The organism is Ciceribacter sp. L1K23, assembly GCF_018122705.1.
Lineage (GTDB): Bacteria > Pseudomonadota > Alphaproteobacteria > Rhizobiales > Rhizobiaceae > Allorhizobium.
Map to the genome: position 1 here is coordinate 119,418 of NZ_JAGRRC010000002.1, position 15,594 is coordinate 135,011.

At 60.5% G+C, this 15,594-nt stretch carries 13 protein-coding genes; 7 read left to right on the forward strand and 6 right to left on the reverse strand.

All coding sequences use genetic code 11. The features are described from left to right. Nucleotides 1-6: 6 nt before the first annotated feature. Genes J5J10_RS19645 through J5J10_RS19655 form a run of 3 tightly spaced genes read right to left on the reverse strand, consistent with a single transcriptional unit; the run spans nucleotide 7 to nucleotide 4,386 of the window. Complete coding sequence (locus J5J10_RS19645) at nucleotides 7-1,227, reverse strand: aminomethyltransferase family protein (protein ID WP_211931389.1); 1,221 nt, start codon at nucleotides 1,225-1,227, stop codon at nucleotides 7-9. Continuing rightward, on the reverse strand, nucleotides 1,224-2,780 hold the full coding sequence (locus J5J10_RS19650; RefSeq protein WP_211931390.1) for an NAD(P)/FAD-dependent oxidoreductase: 1,557 nt from the start codon (nucleotides 2,778-2,780) through the stop codon (nucleotides 1,224-1,226). The genes J5J10_RS19645 and J5J10_RS19650 overlap by 4 nt, the downstream gene beginning before the upstream one ends. Next, entirely contained in the window at nucleotides 2,767-4,386 is a 1,620-nt protein-coding gene (locus J5J10_RS19655; RefSeq protein ID WP_211931391.1) for an NAD(P)/FAD-dependent oxidoreductase, read from the reverse strand. Before J5J10_RS19655 ends, J5J10_RS19650 begins: the two co-directional genes overlap by 14 nt. A gap of 143 nt (nucleotides 4,387-4,529) precedes the next feature. On the opposite strand from J5J10_RS19655, the gene J5J10_RS19660 reads away from it, so the two are divergent. The 3 genes from J5J10_RS19660 to J5J10_RS19670 are packed head-to-tail and all read left to right on the forward strand — an operon-like array spanning nucleotide 4,530 to nucleotide 7,152. Next, entirely contained in the window at nucleotides 4,530-5,330 is an 801-nt protein-coding gene (locus J5J10_RS19660; RefSeq protein WP_211931392.1) for a class I SAM-dependent methyltransferase, read from the forward strand. A 41-nt stretch (nucleotides 5,331-5,371) separates the two neighbouring features. Then, nucleotides 5,372-6,040 (forward strand): TetR/AcrR family transcriptional regulator, encoded by a 669-nt coding sequence (locus J5J10_RS19665; RefSeq protein ID WP_211931797.1) that lies wholly within the window; start codon nucleotides 5,372-5,374, stop codon nucleotides 6,038-6,040. Between the two features lie 29 nt (nucleotides 6,041-6,069). Beyond that, nucleotides 6,070-7,152, forward strand: a complete 1,083-nt coding sequence (locus J5J10_RS19670; RefSeq protein ID WP_211931393.1) for an extracellular solute-binding protein — start codon at nucleotides 6,070-6,072, stop codon at nucleotides 7,150-7,152. Nucleotides 7,153-7,173: 21 nt separating this feature from the next. Here J5J10_RS19670 and J5J10_RS19675 read toward each other — a convergent pair whose 3' ends face one another. The 3 genes from J5J10_RS19675 to J5J10_RS19685 form a co-directional block, all read right to left on the reverse strand. Further along, nucleotides 7,174-8,538 (reverse strand): amidase, encoded by a 1,365-nt coding sequence (locus tag J5J10_RS19675; RefSeq protein ID WP_211931394.1) that lies wholly within the window; start codon nucleotides 8,536-8,538, stop codon nucleotides 7,174-7,176. A gap of 94 nt (nucleotides 8,539-8,632) precedes the next feature. Continuing rightward, entirely contained in the window at nucleotides 8,633-10,060 is a 1,428-nt protein-coding gene (locus J5J10_RS19680; RefSeq protein WP_211931395.1) for an aldehyde dehydrogenase family protein, read from the reverse strand. A gap of 128 nt (nucleotides 10,061-10,188) precedes the next feature. Further along, nucleotides 10,189-10,959: a metallophosphoesterase family protein gene (locus tag J5J10_RS19685; protein ID WP_211931396.1), complete on the reverse strand. Its 771-nt coding sequence runs from the start codon at nucleotides 10,957-10,959 to the stop codon at nucleotides 10,189-10,191. A 283-nt stretch (nucleotides 10,960-11,242) separates the two neighbouring features. Here J5J10_RS19685 and J5J10_RS19690 point away from each other — a divergent pair, with 283 nt between their 5' ends. The 4 genes from J5J10_RS19690 (at nucleotide 11,243) to J5J10_RS19705 (ending at nucleotide 15,542) form a co-directional block, all read left to right on the forward strand. Next, on the forward strand, nucleotides 11,243-11,845 hold the full coding sequence (locus J5J10_RS19690; protein ID WP_246746030.1) for a transglutaminase-like cysteine peptidase: 603 nt from the start codon (nucleotides 11,243-11,245) through the stop codon (nucleotides 11,843-11,845). Nucleotides 11,846-11,983: 138 nt separating this feature from the next. Further along, on the forward strand, nucleotides 11,984-13,387 hold the full coding sequence (locus J5J10_RS22720; RefSeq protein ID WP_211931397.1) for an O-antigen ligase family protein: 1,404 nt from the start codon (nucleotides 11,984-11,986) through the stop codon (nucleotides 13,385-13,387). Nucleotides 13,388-13,596: 209 nt separating this feature from the next. Further along, nucleotides 13,597-14,799, forward strand: a complete 1,203-nt coding sequence (locus J5J10_RS19700; protein WP_208554161.1) for a polysaccharide biosynthesis/export family protein — start codon at nucleotides 13,597-13,599, stop codon at nucleotides 14,797-14,799. A 101-nt stretch (nucleotides 14,800-14,900) separates the two neighbouring features. Then, nucleotides 14,901-15,542, forward strand: a complete 642-nt coding sequence (locus tag J5J10_RS19705; protein ID WP_211931398.1) for a hypothetical protein — start codon at nucleotides 14,901-14,903, stop codon at nucleotides 15,540-15,542. The last annotated feature ends 52 nt before the right edge of the window (nucleotides 15,543-15,594 follow it).

The window sequence follows — 15,594 nt, forward strand, 5'->3', positions numbered from 1 at the left end:
TGCTCTTCAGAACCGTCCGGGCGGGTTGGCGGATCGGCGATCCAGCTTGACGAACGGGCGCGGCACGACCTTCGCGCGCTTCATCATCTTGTGGTATTGAAGCTCCCGCAACGCATAGATCTCGACCCAGAGATCGTCGGCGATCCGTTCGCCGAAGGGACGTTCCAGGGTGGCGATCGCGATGTTGCGTTTTGCAAGCGGCGACCAGATAGCAGCGCTGACAAGGCCTGCTTCATTCTTCTGCCGATGATAGACGAGCGCGTGCTCGGCGGGAATGTTGCCTTCGATCTCGAGACCAACGAGAATGTAGCGCAGGCTATGCTTGCGGCGCGCCTCGAGAATGGCGTCACGGCCATTGAACCAGGGCTTTTCAAGATCGATCATCCAGTCGAGGCCGATCTCGTCCGGCAGGCGTTCCCGGTCCGCCCTCAACGCCGCTTCGGCGGTGACGAAATCGGCATTGGCGACGATGAAGCCAGCTTCGATCCTTGCGCGGTTCAGCGCGTCGTAGCCGATGGCCTGAACCCCGAGCAATTGACCGGCCTGCCAGAGCCGGTCCCACAGCGATAGCGCCGACGGTGCTGGGACGAAGAGTTCGTAGCCCAGATCGCCGGTAAAGCCTGTCCGCGAAATCACGACCGCGCCGCCATCATGCTCGAACAGAGCGAGTTGGAAAGGTCTCAGATGTTCGACGCCTGCAAATCCGGCCTCAGAAAGAACCGCGAAGCTTGTCGGTCCCTGAAGGGCCAGTCCGGCGATCTCGTCGGTCTCTTCGGCGATTTCGACGTTGAAGCCGATGGCGCTGTCGGCGAGCCAGGGAAGGTGACGTTCCTGACAGCAGAGGCGGAAATCCCGATCCGAAAGGCGGAACAGCGTGCCGTCATCGAGGACGTGGCCCTCATCGTCGCACCAGGCCGTGTAGTGGACGCGGCCGGGGCTCAGTTTGCGAACATCGCGGAGTGTCACGCGGTTGAGGAGAGATTCCGCGTCGGGCCCCTTGATACGGTATTTCACCATTGGCGAGATATCGAAGAGAGCGGCGGTGGAGCGGATGGCGAAGTATTCGAGATCGCTGTCGAAGATCGAATGCGGTGCCTTGTAGCCGGCCCAGTTGTACCAGTCGCTTGTCGTTGAAAGGACCGACAGTCGCGGATGGAAGGGTGTTTCCAGCCGCGGTGTCGAGATGTGGCGCTGGAGGCTCCGGCGGATGGCGGTAGCGTTGGTCATCGGCGGTCTCCAGCAAGGATCGTTCTGGCGGCAATAAGACCAGGCAGGCCGGAGATGCCGCCACCCGGATGGGCGCCCGCGCTCGCGAGATAAAGCCCCTTTAGCGGGGTGGCATAGCCGGAGGCGGCATTGACCGGTCGATTAACGAGTAGCTGATCCGCCTGCAGCTCGCCATGATGCCAGTGCCCGCCGGGCATGTGGTAAGTCGTCTCGATCTCCTTTGGTGTCATCAGGCGGGAGGCGCGAACGGAGGTCCGGATGCCGGGCGCATAGCGGTCAAGAACATCGAGTATGATGGCTTCGAACTTCGGCTTCCCGCTCTCCCAACCCTCTTTCAAGTCGTAAGGCGCGAACTGCACGAGAGCGGAGAGGGTGGCGGCGCCGGATGGTGCAAGGCTCGTGTCGTGCAGGCTCGGCAGCACGATCTCCATTGCCGGGTCGGCAGAAAATTCCCCATACTTGGCCGGATTGAAAGCCGTCTCCACGTGATCGATCGAGCGGGAAATGACGATCCGGCTTTTGAGTTGCCCGGTTCCAAGGCCGATAAACTCTGGCGGGTGGTCAAGGGCGAGATCAAGGCGGGCGACATTGCCCCTGGAGCGGATATTGCGGATGCTGCGGAGGAAACCGGTGCCGGTTTCGGCCGGATCGACAAGCTGGAGAAAGGTCGTCTTCGGATGGATCGCGGAGACGATCACGGGGGCCGTCAATTCCTCGCCATTTGCAAGGACGATGCCGCTGACCGTCCCGTGATCGGCGTGAATACGGGCGACAGCAGACCCGCATCGCAAGGTGACGCCGGCCTCGACGGCGGCGGATTCGAAGGCCGCCGCCAGCGCGCCCATGCCGCCCCCCGGGATGAATTGCGCGCCGGCGGCGCCCATCGCCTCACCGGTCAGCCGATAGTAAAGGCCCAGCAGTGAGGTCGGTGACCGCGGACCGAGATGAATGCCCAAAGTCGCGTCGAACGCAAGCAGACCTTTCAGGCGGTCGTCGGTGAGATACTCATCGGCGACATCTGCGACATTCATCAACAGCATGCGCAGGAAATCGCGGCCTTCCTCACGGCCCTTGCGGATAAGGCCGAAGCCGGCCGAGGCAAAGGCTGCCAGGTCACCGGCGGTGATGTTGCCGATTTGCGGTGGAGGCCGCCTCAGGAAGCGCTTCAGGATGTCCGCTTGGAAGAGCAGTTTTCTGCGAAGAGCAGCGAACGCCTGCTCCTCGTTGGGCGATACGCCGATCAACCGCTCGCCGTATCCTCCCTCAAGGATTGCGGCCGTCCCCTCCATCGACAGGACCGCCGTGGATGCGGGTCTGGCGTTTTCGATCGCGGATAAATCAAGCAGTGTTGCGACCTCCGGATCGAGCCGGTTGACGATGTGGGCGAGGCCGTCGGCCCGGAAACCGGGATGGAATTCGTCGCCACGGAGCGCGCCACCGACACGATCAGCCGCTTCCACCACGATGACCTTGCGACCGCTCTTTGCCAGCTTTGTCGCGGCTGTGAGCCCGTTGTGCCCGCCGCCGATCACAATCACATCAAATGACGTCATGGGCTTCACTCATGTGCTGGCGGTCGCGTTTGAGATCTCGCAAGATTTCCACCGCCGCGTTGCGGCCTGGCGCGCCCATGACCCCGCCGCCGGGATGGGTGGAGGAGCCGCAGAGGTAGAGCCCCTTCACCGGGCTTCGATACTGGGCGTAGCCGGGAACTGGGCGATTGAAGAGCAACTGGTCGAAGGTCAGTTCGCCCTGGAAGATATTGCCCTCGGTCAGGCCAACCTCCGCCTCGATCTCGCGCGGCGTGCGGACCTCCATGTGCAGGATGCGGTCCCGGAATCCGGGAGAATAGTCGGCTATCTGGCTGACGACGGTCTCGGCGAAGGCGTCGCGGTCGGCATCTGTCCAGTCCCGGCCCTCCACCTTGGGCGGACAGTACTGCACGAAGCAGCTCATGAAGTGCTTTCCGGGCGGTGCCATCGTCGGGTCGAGCGTTGTGGGGATCATCATGTCGACGAAAGGATCAGCGGACCAATGCCCCGCCTTCCAGTCGTCGTAGGCGCGCTCCATGCGTTCGACGGAATCGGTGAAATGCATGTCGCCGCGGATGCAGCTCGACCCTTTCGGCAGCGCGGGAAATTCCGGCAGGCTGTCGAGCGCGATGTTCAGCTTCCCCGAGGAGCCCCGCATCTTGAAGTGCTTCACGCGATGGATGAAGGTTTCCGGAAGATCCTTTTCCTCGACCATTCCGAGGAAAGTGCGCTTTACATCGGCATTGGAAACGATCGTGCGGCCACGGATTTCCTCGCCATTCACGAGCACCACGCCGGTTGCCTCGCCGCTGCGGGTCAGGACCTTGTCGACGTCGGCGCCCGTGCGGATCGTTCCGCCCGATGCCTGAAATGAGTTTGCCAGCGCCTTGGTTATGGCGCCCATACCGCCTCTGGCATAGCCCCATGCGCCGACGGAGCCGTCCACCTCGCCCATGTAATGATGCAGCAGGACATAGGCCGTGCCGGGCGACATCGGGCCGAGCGCCGTGCCGATGATGCCGGAGAGGGCGAGATAGGCCTTGATGACGTCGGTTTCAAAATACTCGTCGAGGAAGTCCGAAATGGACATCGTCCAGAAACGCAGCGTGCGGGCCATTTCAGCCGGCGAGAATTCGCCGAAGCGTTTGGCGATATATAGGAGCTCGCCGATGTCGCGTGGCTTGAAAGAGAAGGGGTCCGGCGCGGTGCGCATCAGGAGTGGCTGGATGAAGCGGCACTGGCGCGTGACGTCGCGCGCATAGCGGTCATAGGCTTCCGCGTCGCGTTTCGACCAGCGGGCGAATTCGCGGCGGTGACTGTCGTGATCGCGGTAGGAGGCCAGATGATCTCCGTCGCGGGTGAAGACAGCGCCGCCTTCATACGAAATCACCTGCAGACCGTGTTTCGGCAGCTCAAGATCACGCATGATCTCCGGCCGGAAGAGGGAGCACACATAGGAGCAGTTCGAATAGAGAAAGCCGGGGGTGAGCTCGCGGCTGGTCGCGGCGCCGCCGACCCAGTCGTTCTTTTCAAGAACGAGCACGTCGAGCCCGGCCCGCTGCAGATAGCAGGCCGCCACGAGGCCGTTGTGCCCTCCGCCAATCATCACCACGTCATGGGTCTTCATTTTACCCCTCGTTTGCAGTGCATGAGGGGAAAGTGGCACGAAATCAGGAATTTTGTCCAGACGTATTGAATGAACATTCAGCAAGTTTGTTGCAATCCTGCGATTATGCGCTAGGATTTCGAGGTGATCCGAACGAGGTCTGCATGGCGATCGAAGAAGTCCATGAGCCTGAGTATGACGAGCAGGCGATCCGCTTTCTGGAGGTACTGTGGGGTGAGGGTTATCTCTCGCCTGGCGGGCCGGAGGAGGTCGATCGTGTGCTTGCAGGCCTCGATCTCAGGGGCAAGTCCGGATTGGATATTGGCTGCGGGGCAGGCGGCATTACGCTTCACATTGCCCGCACATTCGAGCCGGCCCGCATGACCGGCTTCGATGTGGAATTGCCCGTCATCGAGCGAGCCCGGGGGGCGGCCGAAAAGGCCGGACTTTCGGGTCGGGTCGACTTCATCCAAGGCCTGCCAGGACCGCTGCCGTTCCCTAACGACAGCTTTGACTTCGTCTTTTCAAAAGACGCGTTGGTGCATGTGTCTGATAAGGAAGCGCTATTCGCGCAGATTTATCGGGTGCTGAAGGTAGGAGGCGTTTTCGCTGCCTCCGACTGGCTTATCGGTCACGATAACGAACCGTCGGATGACATGCGTGACTATATAGCGGCCGAAGGGCTGAGTTTCGGAATGGCTTCGGCACGACGCTACATCTTGGCGATGGAGCAGGCGGGTTTTGTCAATGTTACGGCGGAAAGCCGAAATGCCTGGTATCGCGAGGTTGCTCGCGGCGAACTTGAAAGATTGAAAGGGCCACTGCGCGCTGCCGCCGTCGCTGCGGTCGGCGAGGCCTATGTGGAGAAGAACATTCGTACGTGGACGGCGATGCAGAAGGTCCTTGACAGCGGAGAGCACTGTCCCACTCATCTTCGCGGTTACAAGGCAGATCGGCTGACATGATGATGCTGCGCGATCCCGAAGATGATGATTGGGCCAAAGGTATGAAAGACACCGCCGCCGCACGGCAGGATGGGGCAGAGACCGAAAAGCGCGGCCGCAAGGCCTCAAAGGAAACGCGACGCCAGCAACTGATCGAGGCGACGATCGACTCTCTCGCCAAGCGTGGTTACGCAGAGACGACGCTTGCCGACGTGGCCGATGGCGCGGGCTTGTCGCGCGGCATCGTCAATTTCCACTTCGAGAGCAAGGACAAGCTGCTGATTGCAACGCTGCAGCACATGGCCGACGAATATGCCTCCCATTGGATGGCTGCGCTGGAAAAGGCCGGATCCAGCGCCGCGGCGAAACTATGGACGCTCGTTGCCGCCGATTTCGACCGCAAGATTACGACCAAGCGCAAGCTTGCCGCCTGGTGCGCCTTCTGGGGTGAGGCGAAATCCCGTCCGACCTACCAGGCGCTCTGTGGTGCGCGGGATGCGCGGTACCAGCAGCTTTTCGAGGATCTCGTCTCGCAAATGAAGACGGAGGGTCGCTACAGTTATGAGCCGAAGGCGATGACGCTCGCACTGTGCGCCACGCTGGAGGGGCTTTGGTGGCGTCTGATGATGAGTGACGGGCTAGCGCGAGAGGGCGCGCATGCGGCTGCGATAGAATTTATCGTCGCCGCCTTTCCTGATCACATGACCCGCGAGGGTCCAATTTCAAAATAGGGAACAGCAAACCGGAACTGGAGAAAACCATGTCGACTACCTCTGCCTTTGGGAAATCTGTCCTCGCCGTTCTGACCGCGGGCTTTTTGGCTGCAACGGCTTTGCCGGGATCAGCCGCAGACAATATCGTCATATTCGACTGGTCCGGCTACGAGGACCCGGCATTCCATCCGGCCTATGCTGCAAAACATGGCGAGGAGCCCGAGTTCTCGTTCTTCGGCGATGAAGAAGAGGCGTTCCAGAAGCTTCGCTCCGGCTTCAAGGCCGATCTCGCGCACCCCTGCTCGCAGAGTGTTTCGAAGTGGCGTGACGCGGGTCTGCTTGAGCCGTTGGATACCGCAAAGCTGGAGAACTGGAACGACGTGCTCCCCGGCATCCAGTCGATGAAGGGCCTGATGACCGGGCCGGACGGCACAGCCTATTTCCTGCCCTTCGAATGGGGCAATACCCTGCTCACCTACCGGACCGACACGGTCAAGCCGGAGGAGGTCACGTCGCTGAAGGCCTTCGCCGATCCGAAGTTCAAGGACCGGGTATCGATCGGAGACAATGTCGATGATGCCTATGCGCTCGCCAGCCTGGCGATCGGGGTCAAGGACTGGACTACGCTGATCGACGAGCAGTTCCAGCAGGCCTCCGACTTCCTTCGCGAGGTGCACAAGAATGTGCGTCTTTATTGGACGGACAATACCGATCTCAGCCAGGCGATCGCCGGCGGCGAGGTCGATCTCGCCTGGGCCTGGAACGAGACCGCCACCACGCTGCTTGCGGATGGTGTGCCGGTAGAGATGAAACGCGATACGACCGAGGGGCTTTCCACCTGGGTGTGCGGCTATGTCCGGCTGAAAGGGGCCGAGGGCAGCGAGGAAAAGCAGTATGATTTCCTGAATGCGATCTCCGCCCCTGATGTCGCTGCCTACATCGTCGAGAGCTGGGGCTATGGTCATGCCAATGCCAAGGGCATGGCCGCGGTCGATGCGCAGATCCTCGCCGACAAGGGCTATGCCGATGTGGACAAGTTCGTCTCGAATACGCTGTTCCAGTCGCCGATGCCGATCGAGCTGCGGCAGAAGATGATCGCCGAGTTCGAAAAGATCAAAGCGGGCTATTGAACTTTTGAGGGTCGGCGGCTCCTAGAGGCCGCCGACGATATGCTCGATCGCGAATGCCGCGGAGAGCACGGCCTCGTCGTGGCCTTTGAGGCCGGACAGAAGGAAACCGACCGGCATGCCCGCGTCGCCTTGTCCGGAGGGTAGCGATACACCGCACCAGTCCAGGAAATTGCCGATCAGCGTGTTGCGCAACGTCTTGCCGTTGGTCGCGAAGAACAAGTCGTCGTTCTCCAGCAGCGGCTCGATCGGCGGTGCCACATGGGGAAGGGTCGGTGACGCGATCAGTTCGCCGGACGACAGCTTCGAGGCGAAGGAGCGCGTCAGACGCTCGCGGGCTTGTCGAATCTTCACGTAGTCGACGAGGCTGATCTTTTCGCCGAGACGTGCCCGTTGAACGACGCGCCGGTCCATCCGGCTGGCGTCCGGTCCGGCCAGGCGCTCATGATGCAACACATAGGCTTCGGCGGTGACAAGCGCCCCGTGTTGCGTCATGAGTTCGAAGATTTCAGAGATTTCCGGAAAAGCCTGTCGGCGAACCCTCACACCTGACTTCTCCAGCCGGCTGATAGCAGCCTCAAACGCCGCTACCACGCCCGGTTCGGCGCCATCTAAGAAGACCGTTTCCGGAACGACCAGTTTCAGATCGGCAATAGAGGTGGCCGGGATGGACGGCGCGGTCATCCTCCGCATCGCAGCATCGACCCAGATCGCATCCGAGACGGTACGGACAAGGGGGCCGAGGGAATCGAGGCTGGTTGCCAGAGGATAGACGCCGCTCATCGAGTAGCGGCTGCGGCTCGCCTTGTAGCCGACCAGCCCGTTGAAGGCGGCTGGAATGCGGACCGAGCCACCAGTGTCTGTGCCCATCGCAACGGGTACCAGTCCGGCCGCGACGGCGACTGCCGAGCCGGAAGAGGAGCCTCCCGGGAGTCTTGGAACGTCGGTCGAGCGCGGATTGCGCGGCGTCCCGTAATTCGGATTGATGCCGAGGCCCGAGAACGCGAATTCGCTCATGTTGGTTCGGCCGATGCAGACCATCCCGGCGGATTTCAACGCGGTCACGACGTCGGCGTCCGTACTCGCCGGCTGTTCGCTTTTAAGAACGACCGAGCCGGCGGTCGTCGAGAGACCCTTGAGATCAAAGAGGTCCTTCCACGCGATCGGCACGCCGTCCAGCAGGCCGTGCGAACGGCCCCCGCGGATGCGTTCGGAGGAGAGGCGGGCTTCCGTTCTCGCTCGGTCGGCGGTCATGGTCGTAAAGATCGCCTTGTCCGGATGGTTGGCCATTGCGTCCAATGTCTCCTCCGCGAGATCGACAGGGTCGAGTGCCCGCTGCTGAAGGAGGACGGCGAGCTGCGCCACCGATTTTCCGAGGTTTTCCGACATGCAAAATCCGTTAGTCTTTCAATATTTGAGGTGATCGAGCCCAAACCGGCCCGGCAAATGGCCATGAGGCCGGTTGCCTTTGATTTGTACGCTCTCAGTCGCCGTAACCGACGATGCCCTTGATCTCAAGAAAGTCGTGGATCGCCCAATCGGCGTACTCGCGACCGTTGCCGGACTGCTTGTAGCCGCCGAAGGGGGCGAAGGTGTCCCATTCGGGATAGTTGAGATAGACGGAGCCGGCCCGCATGCGCGCTGCGACGTTTCGGGCGTGGCCGATATCGGTCGATTGGACATAGGCCGCGAGACCGTAGACGGTGTCGTTTGCTATTTCGATCGCCTCCTCTTCGTCGCTGTAGGGTAGGATCGAGAGCACCGGCCCGAAGATTTCTTCGCGGGCGATGGTCATGTCGCGGGAAACGTTGCCGAAGATCGTGGGGCGGATGTAGTAGCCGCGATTGAGGTTCTCCGGGCGACCGAGGCCGCCGGTGACGAGCGTAGCGCCCTCCTTGATACCAGCTTCGATGAGGCGCTGGATCTTGTCGAACTGCAATTGGCTGACGACGGGTCCGAGCACGGTCTTCTCGTCGCGGGGATCGCCGGTGACGAAACCCTCAGCCTCGGATTTTGCGAAAGCTAGCGCCTCATCGTGCCGGTCGGCCGGTACCAGCATGCGGGTCGGCGCGTCGCACGACTGGCCGGAGTTGCCGAAGCAGCCCTGCACGCCCTGACGCACCGCGTGCTCCAAATCCGCGTCTGGGAGAATGATGTTGGGCGACTTGCCGCCCAATTCCTGCGCGACACGCTTGACCGTATCGGCCGCCGTCTTGGCGACGATAATGCCGGCGCGGGTCGAGCCGGTGAACGAGACCATGTCAACGTCGGGGTGGCCGGCCATCACCTGACCGACATCAGGGCCATTTCCGTTGACGAGATTGAACACACCCTTCGGAACGCCGGCCTCGTGCATGATCTCGGCCCAGACGATACCGGAGATCGGCGCTATTTCGGAAGGTTTCAGAACGACCGTGCAGCCGGCGGCGAGCGCCGGCGCGACCTTGCAGACGATCTGGTTGAGCGGCCAGTTCCACGGTGTAATCAGCGCGCAAACGCCGATCGGCTCCTTGACGATCATCGTCGAGCCGCGCTTTTCGGAGAACTCATAGGTTTCAAGCGAGGCGATGGTCGATTCCATGTGCGCGCGTCCGGCCCATGCTTGCGCGTCGCGGGCGAAAGACAGCGGTGCGCCCATCTCGCGGCTCACTGCCTGGGCGACATCCTCAAATCGCGCGTTGTAGACTTCCAGAATTTTGCGCAGCAGCGCCAGGCGATCGGCGACCGATGTCTGCGAGAAGGTGACAAAGGCCGTTTTCGCTGCGGCAACCGCCTTGTCGACATCAGCTTTCGAACCTAGAGATATCTGCGTGAAGGGTTCCTCGGTCGAGGGATCGATAACATCGAGGGTACTGGGCGCAACGGGGTCGACCCAAGCGCCGTCGATGTAGAATTTAAGATGATTTGACATAGTCGACCTCGATTTGATCATCGGACGGATATCGCCTGGCCGGTGCACGTCGCCACTGCGATGGCTGGAACTAAATCGTATCCGTACCGTGTTTGGAAGCCTGTAAAAACAGCGAGGTGTCGAGCGGCTCAGCGCGAGGTGAATATCGTTGTGCCGTCGCTGGTGATCCGCACGGCTGAAAGTACGTCCGTCATGAACGCGCCCGTATCGACATTGATGCGATTGGGTGCCACGTCCACGTGGGTGACCGGTGTGTGGCCGTGAATGACGGTGAAGCCAATGTCATCGTCGGGCCAAGTAAACTCCCCTGGACGCGACCACATCAGCACGCGATCCTTCTGTTCCTCAAGGCCTGTGGCCGGGTCTATGCCGGCGTGCACGAAGCAGTAGCCGTCCATGCGCACAAGGGACGGCAGACCGGCCAGAAAATCGAGGTGCGTGGCCGGGACGCGTTCCTGAATGTCCGCAGCCAGGTCTTTTTTGGGCTGACCAGTCATCTGCACGCCGTAGGATGTCAGGGTTTGCAGACCGCCCATCTCGAGCCAGGCATCGTTACGACAGCCGCCGGCTATGAACTCGAGAAACATCTCCTCATGATTGCCGGCAATACAGATCCGCCGAAAGTCACGTGGTGGCGGTTTCAGGAGATGGCTGATCACTTGCGCCGACGAGGGGCCACGATCGACATAATCCCCGAGATAGACCAGAAGCTTGATCCCGCTTCTGAACGCCGCATCATCGACGATTTTCCGCTCCAGATCGAGAAGCGCCTTCAGGCAGCCGTGAATGTCACCGATTACGTAGACAGTGCGCGGAATGCGGTTGAAGAAGTGCCTCGGCCTCCGCTGTTTCCCGGTCGGCGCCACCCGTCCGAAAACGCGCTCCAAAATACCTCTCATGATACCTGCCGTTCGCCGTCGCTGAAGTCACTAGTCGGAATCGGTCGGATGATTCTTACAGCATTGGGACATGGTACGTCACCCAGTCGTGCCAAAACGGGATAAATGCGTCATCCCGTAAAATTGAATCATTCTGCTTAAGTCGGTCGAAAAACCTCCCGTGTAGTGTCTGGTACAAGGCGGTCGAAGGCTTCGGTCTCGAACCAAGACGCATCGGGGTCATCGAACACCTTCGGATGCGTTCCCCGCCAGAAGAAAAGAAGAGATGAACGGGGATAAGGTCATGCTGAAGAAACTGCTTGCAACGGCTGTCGTCGCGGCGACGGCGTTTGTTCTTTCCGAGCCTGTTCAGGCGGCTGGCCCAGGTGGCCTGGCCCGCAATCTGCGGAACAATCCGACGGTCAGCTTCATCGTCGCGGGACGCCCGACGTTGGCTCCCTTCGCACATGTCAAGTTCTGCATGGAGAACCCCGGAGAATGCCGCGCGTCGGCCGGCGTGTCGACCATCGCTCTTACCGACCATCGCGAGAAGCAGTTGCGTCGTGTGAACGCATCGATCAACGCTTCTATCCGGCCGGTGAACGACAATGGCTTCGACGAATTCGGCGATGTCTGGAAGATCGCCGTCAACAGCGGTGATTGCGAGGATTTCGCCCTTACAAAGCGAAAGCGCCTGATTGCCATGGGCTGGTCGCCCCGGGCGTTGCGGATCGCGGTGGCGCGGACCGGATCCGGTGAGGGACACGCGGTGCTGGTCGTTAAGACAAGCGAGGGCGATCTCGTTCTCGACAATCGCACCAATGCCATCAAGCCCTGGAAGAAAACCGATCTTCGCTGGATCAAGATCCAGTCCGGCGACAATCCCCGCCTCTGGATGGCCATGTAAAAGCCGAGCAGCATCTTGCTTGCCCCCGTTCGGATGGATAAACCTCCGCGGGGGCACACGCATGCCTGCCAGACGGTCGATCCCGGCCCTGTTCGGCGGCAGCTTTGTTGAAAAGCCCGTCAGACAGTGGAGTGGCGGGTGCAATCAGTTCTCAGATGGTGCTTTGTCGCGATACCAGTGCTTGCCCTTCTTCCAAGGGGCTCGGTGTCGATCGAGGCGCAGGCTGTTTTCGCGGGTGTCACGGCTCTCTTGAGCCTGGCGGTGATCGGTTTCGCCCAGCGGCCGCTTTATGTGATGGCGACACTCCGAAATACCGTCGCTCTTTTCCTATTTCTTGCGCTTCTCATCGGCTTCCAGGCTTACCTTCCCTTTCCCGGTGCATTTGCAGACGCCGCGTGGGCGGCTGCCAACAGCGTCACCGGTGGCGAAGGCGCGGTCATTTCAGTCGCTCCGGCAGATACGATCGCCAGCCTGTTGCAGATATCGGCTCCTTTTTTGCTTTTCTGTACCGGTCTGTTGATTTTTCGGACCGATGACGACGCTGTCTGGGCAGTTGGAACGCTCGCGCGCGCCGGCGGTATACTGGCAGCGCTGGCGCTGCTGCAGTACATGTCGTTCCCCGACACACTCCTGCTGTGGCAGAAGCGGTTCTACCTCGATAGCTTCACCAGTACCTTCGTCAACCGCAATACTGCTGCGACCTTTCTGGGGTTGGTTATCCTGGTGCTTGCAGGTCTCATCGTCGATGCGGTGCTGCGGCGGCGCCATCGCCTGGCACTGTCGCTGATCATGGGGCAAAGGCTTGCTACACCGGAGCGCCGCAAGGCCTGGAAACTGCTGTTCGACGTCATCCTGCTCGGTCTCAGTACCGTCGGCTTGCTGCTGACGGTCTCGCGGGCGGGTACGTTGAGCGTCTTTCTCGCTCTGGTCCTGCTTCTCGTGCTTGCAGCCGCGGATCGCGAGGCAGGTGGTGAGGGACTGGGGGTGGGAAGGTTGCCGCAGAGGCGAGCGATACGATTTCTGCGCATCGCCGGGATCGTCCTTGGGACAACAGTCGTGCTCGTGGCATTTGCCGGTCAGGTTCTCTTGCGGGCGGATGTGGGCGGACTCTCCGATCCGCGGTTCTGTATCTATCCTTCTATTTTGACCGCGATCGGTCAGAATTGGCTTTCGGGCACCGGGTTTGGTGCCTTCCTCCAGTCTTTCGCGGCGTTTCGTCTACCGGAATGTGGGCTCTATGGCGTGTGGGAACGCGCTCACAGCGTGTATCTCGAGGCAATGTTGGGGCTGGGCGTTGCTGCTGTCCCCGTTCTGGCGACCGGATTGGTGCTTCTGTCACGGATTCTGGTGTCGGGTTTGAGAGCGCGTCGACGGCTTCGAATTTATCCGGTGATCGGCATTGCCATTCTGGCGATGACGATGGTGCACTCCGCGCTCGACTTTTCCCTTCAGTTGCCGGGAATGGCGCTTTTCTTCTCGGCCGCTATGGCTCCAATCGTGACGATCTGTCTGTCGCGGCAGATTTCGCACAATAAAGCTTAGTCCTGCACTTAAATTGGGCAAGTGCATTTCAATACATCAAGATGTTGCAAATCTTAATAAATTTATGACGATGCAGGATGTTGCGCTGCGGCAACAAGTGCTGCTAGATTGTTTTTCAGGGCGTTGTTTAGGTCTCCCGGAGGCTGGCCGCTGATCGGATCGCGTGTCATAGAATTTGTGAAAATTAGACTTTTATATCGGGCGGAAATATGTTGGTAAGCAAAGCGCACTTTTCCGTGGCTATCCTCGCGGCTGCACTCAGCGGCTGCACAGCGCTTCCCGCATCCGGCCCGGCGCCTCGTGCGATTGAGGGGCAGGCGGCTGTGAAGCTGTCGTCCGAGGGGAAGAAGGTCGGTATCGACTACGTTCTCATCGATATAAACAAGAGTATACTCAGCCACTTCAAGTCTGATGTCGCTACTTCGCTTCAGGGCGGTTTTGGCGGTGGAAGGGGTGGTCCTCCCGGTATTCCGCTTGGGACCGGAGATACGGTCGAAGTGTCGATTTTCGAGGCGCAGGCGGGCGGTCTTTTCATTCCTGCGGATGCGGGTAGCCGTCCTGGAAACTACATAACGCTGCCACCTCAGCAGATCGACAGTAGCGGTAATATCTCCGTGCCATACGCCGGTCGCATCGCCGCCGCCGGGCGTCCCAAGGAGCAGGTAGAACAGGAGATCGAGGATCTGCTGGCAAATCGAGCCATTGAACCGCAGGTCGTCATTACGGTTTCTTCGAGCCGTTCCAGCCAGGTCGCCGTTCTGGGTGATGTCAATAGCCCGCAAAAAGTGACCGTGACCTCTGCCGGGGAACGTGTTCTTGATGTGATCTCCACGGCGGGTGGTCTTTCGTCTCCGGGAGTGGAAACGAACATCACGTTGCACCGCCGCGGACGGACGGCTACGATTTCCTACGAAAAGCTGTCGAAGACGCCGGCAGAGAATATTTTCGTGGCGCCTGGCGATACCATCTTCGTCGACCGCGAGCGCCGCACATACCTTGCATTCGGTGCATCGGGCACCAATGGGCGGTATGACTTCGAGGAATCGTCGCTCACGCTGGCAGATGCGTTGGCGAAGGCAGGCGGTCTGCTCGACAGTCGGGCCGACCCCGCACAGGTTGCCCTTTATCGTTCGGTTGACCGCAAGACGCTCCAGGCACTTGGCATAGACACTTCGGCGTTCGAGGGAGACAGCATTCCGGTTATCTTCCGCGCCAATCTGCGAGACCCGTCTGCCTTCTTTGCGGCCCAGCAGTTTGCGATGCAGGATAAGGACATCCTGTATATCTCGAACTCGGACTCGGTTGAGCTGACAAAGTTCTTGAGTATCGTGAACAGCGTCTCCTCGACAGTTTCGGGTGTAAGCTCCGATGCGGTGACCACTCGCGATGCGGTACGCGAACTGACAGATTAATGGTTTGGTTTCGGCCCGGCAACTTGTCGCCGGGTCTCTCAAATTGCGGGACGCGGTACAAAGGTCTGCCCGCGGACATCCTTGTTGAAGAGAGGTCTACAATGTCCATTCACAAGACTGTACGGAACGCCGGCGCAGCCCTGTTGCTGGCTACGATTTCTTCGTCCTTTGCCGCGACGTTTGCTTTCGCGCAGGCTGGTGGTGCGTGTTTCCAGGGGCCGGCGAGAATGAACGATGAAGCCATCTCGGCATTTACGGGCAATCCCGCTGCGCTGCTTTCGGATAATCCGACGGGCGGCCTGCGGATGTCGAGCGAGGTGCGCGCGCTGGTCGGCTCGAGCGAGGCCACACTTGACCTGCTGTTGAGCACGGTTCCCCAAGCCAACGCCGATCAAAAAGCGGCGATGGGTACCGGCTTGGCCCGCGCGGCAAGGGCTTGTGCCCCTGTAAATCCGGAATATGCCGGTCTGATTCAGCAGAAGGTAGCGGAGCTGAACTCGCCGGAGTTGTTGACGGCATTCCTGGCGGCGAGCAACGAGGTCCAAACGGCTGCGTTGGGCGCAATCGGCGCAGTCGGCGGCGGCGGTGACATCGGTGGTGGCGGCGGCGGAGGAGGCGGTCTTGGTTCCGCCGGAATCGGCGGCGACACTACGGTCGGGCAGTCTGGTGCGCCTGGTTTTGTCGCCAGCGGCGGTGGCTTCTCCTCCGGAAACGACGGAACCAGCGTGAGCCCGACGAACTGATCGTCGTCATCATGCTCTGATTTAACACTTATAGTCGCGAGGTACCGGTTTG

What these genes read in the sequence shown, in the direction of transcription:
- J5J10_RS19645 (WP_211931389.1), bottom strand. Translation starts at nt 1,227, where the DNA reads ATGACCAACGCTACCGCCATCCGCCGGAGCCTCCAGCGCCACATCTCG.
- J5J10_RS19650 (WP_211931390.1), bottom strand. Translation starts at nt 2,780, where the DNA reads ATGACGTCATTTGATGTGATTGTGATCGGCGGCGGGCACAACGGGCTC.
- J5J10_RS19655 (WP_211931391.1), bottom strand. Translation starts at nt 4,386, where the DNA reads ATGAAGACCCATGACGTGGTGATGATTGGCGGAGGGCACAACGGCCTC.
- J5J10_RS19660 (WP_211931392.1), top strand. Translation starts at nt 4,530, where the DNA reads ATGGCGATCGAAGAAGTCCATGAGCCTGAGTATGACGAGCAGGCGATC.
- J5J10_RS19665 (WP_211931797.1), top strand. Translation starts at nt 5,372, where the DNA reads ATGAAAGACACCGCCGCCGCACGGCAGGATGGGGCAGAGACCGAAAAG.
- J5J10_RS19670 (WP_211931393.1), top strand. Translation starts at nt 6,070, where the DNA reads ATGTCGACTACCTCTGCCTTTGGGAAATCTGTCCTCGCCGTTCTGACC.
- J5J10_RS19675 (WP_211931394.1), bottom strand. Translation starts at nt 8,538, where the DNA reads ATGTCGGAAAACCTCGGAAAATCGGTGGCGCAGCTCGCCGTCCTCCTT.
- J5J10_RS19680 (WP_211931395.1), bottom strand. Translation starts at nt 10,060, where the DNA reads ATGTCAAATCATCTTAAATTCTACATCGACGGCGCTTGGGTCGACCCC.
- J5J10_RS19685 (WP_211931396.1), bottom strand. Translation starts at nt 10,959, where the DNA reads ATGAGAGGTATTTTGGAGCGCGTTTTCGGACGGGTGGCGCCGACCGGG.
- J5J10_RS19690 (WP_246746030.1), top strand. Translation starts at nt 11,243, where the DNA reads ATGCTGAAGAAACTGCTTGCAACGGCTGTCGTCGCGGCGACGGCGTTT.
- J5J10_RS19700 (WP_208554161.1), top strand. Translation starts at nt 13,597, where the DNA reads ATGTTGGTAAGCAAAGCGCACTTTTCCGTGGCTATCCTCGCGGCTGCA.
- J5J10_RS19705 (WP_211931398.1), top strand. Translation starts at nt 14,901, where the DNA reads ATGTCCATTCACAAGACTGTACGGAACGCCGGCGCAGCCCTGTTGCTG.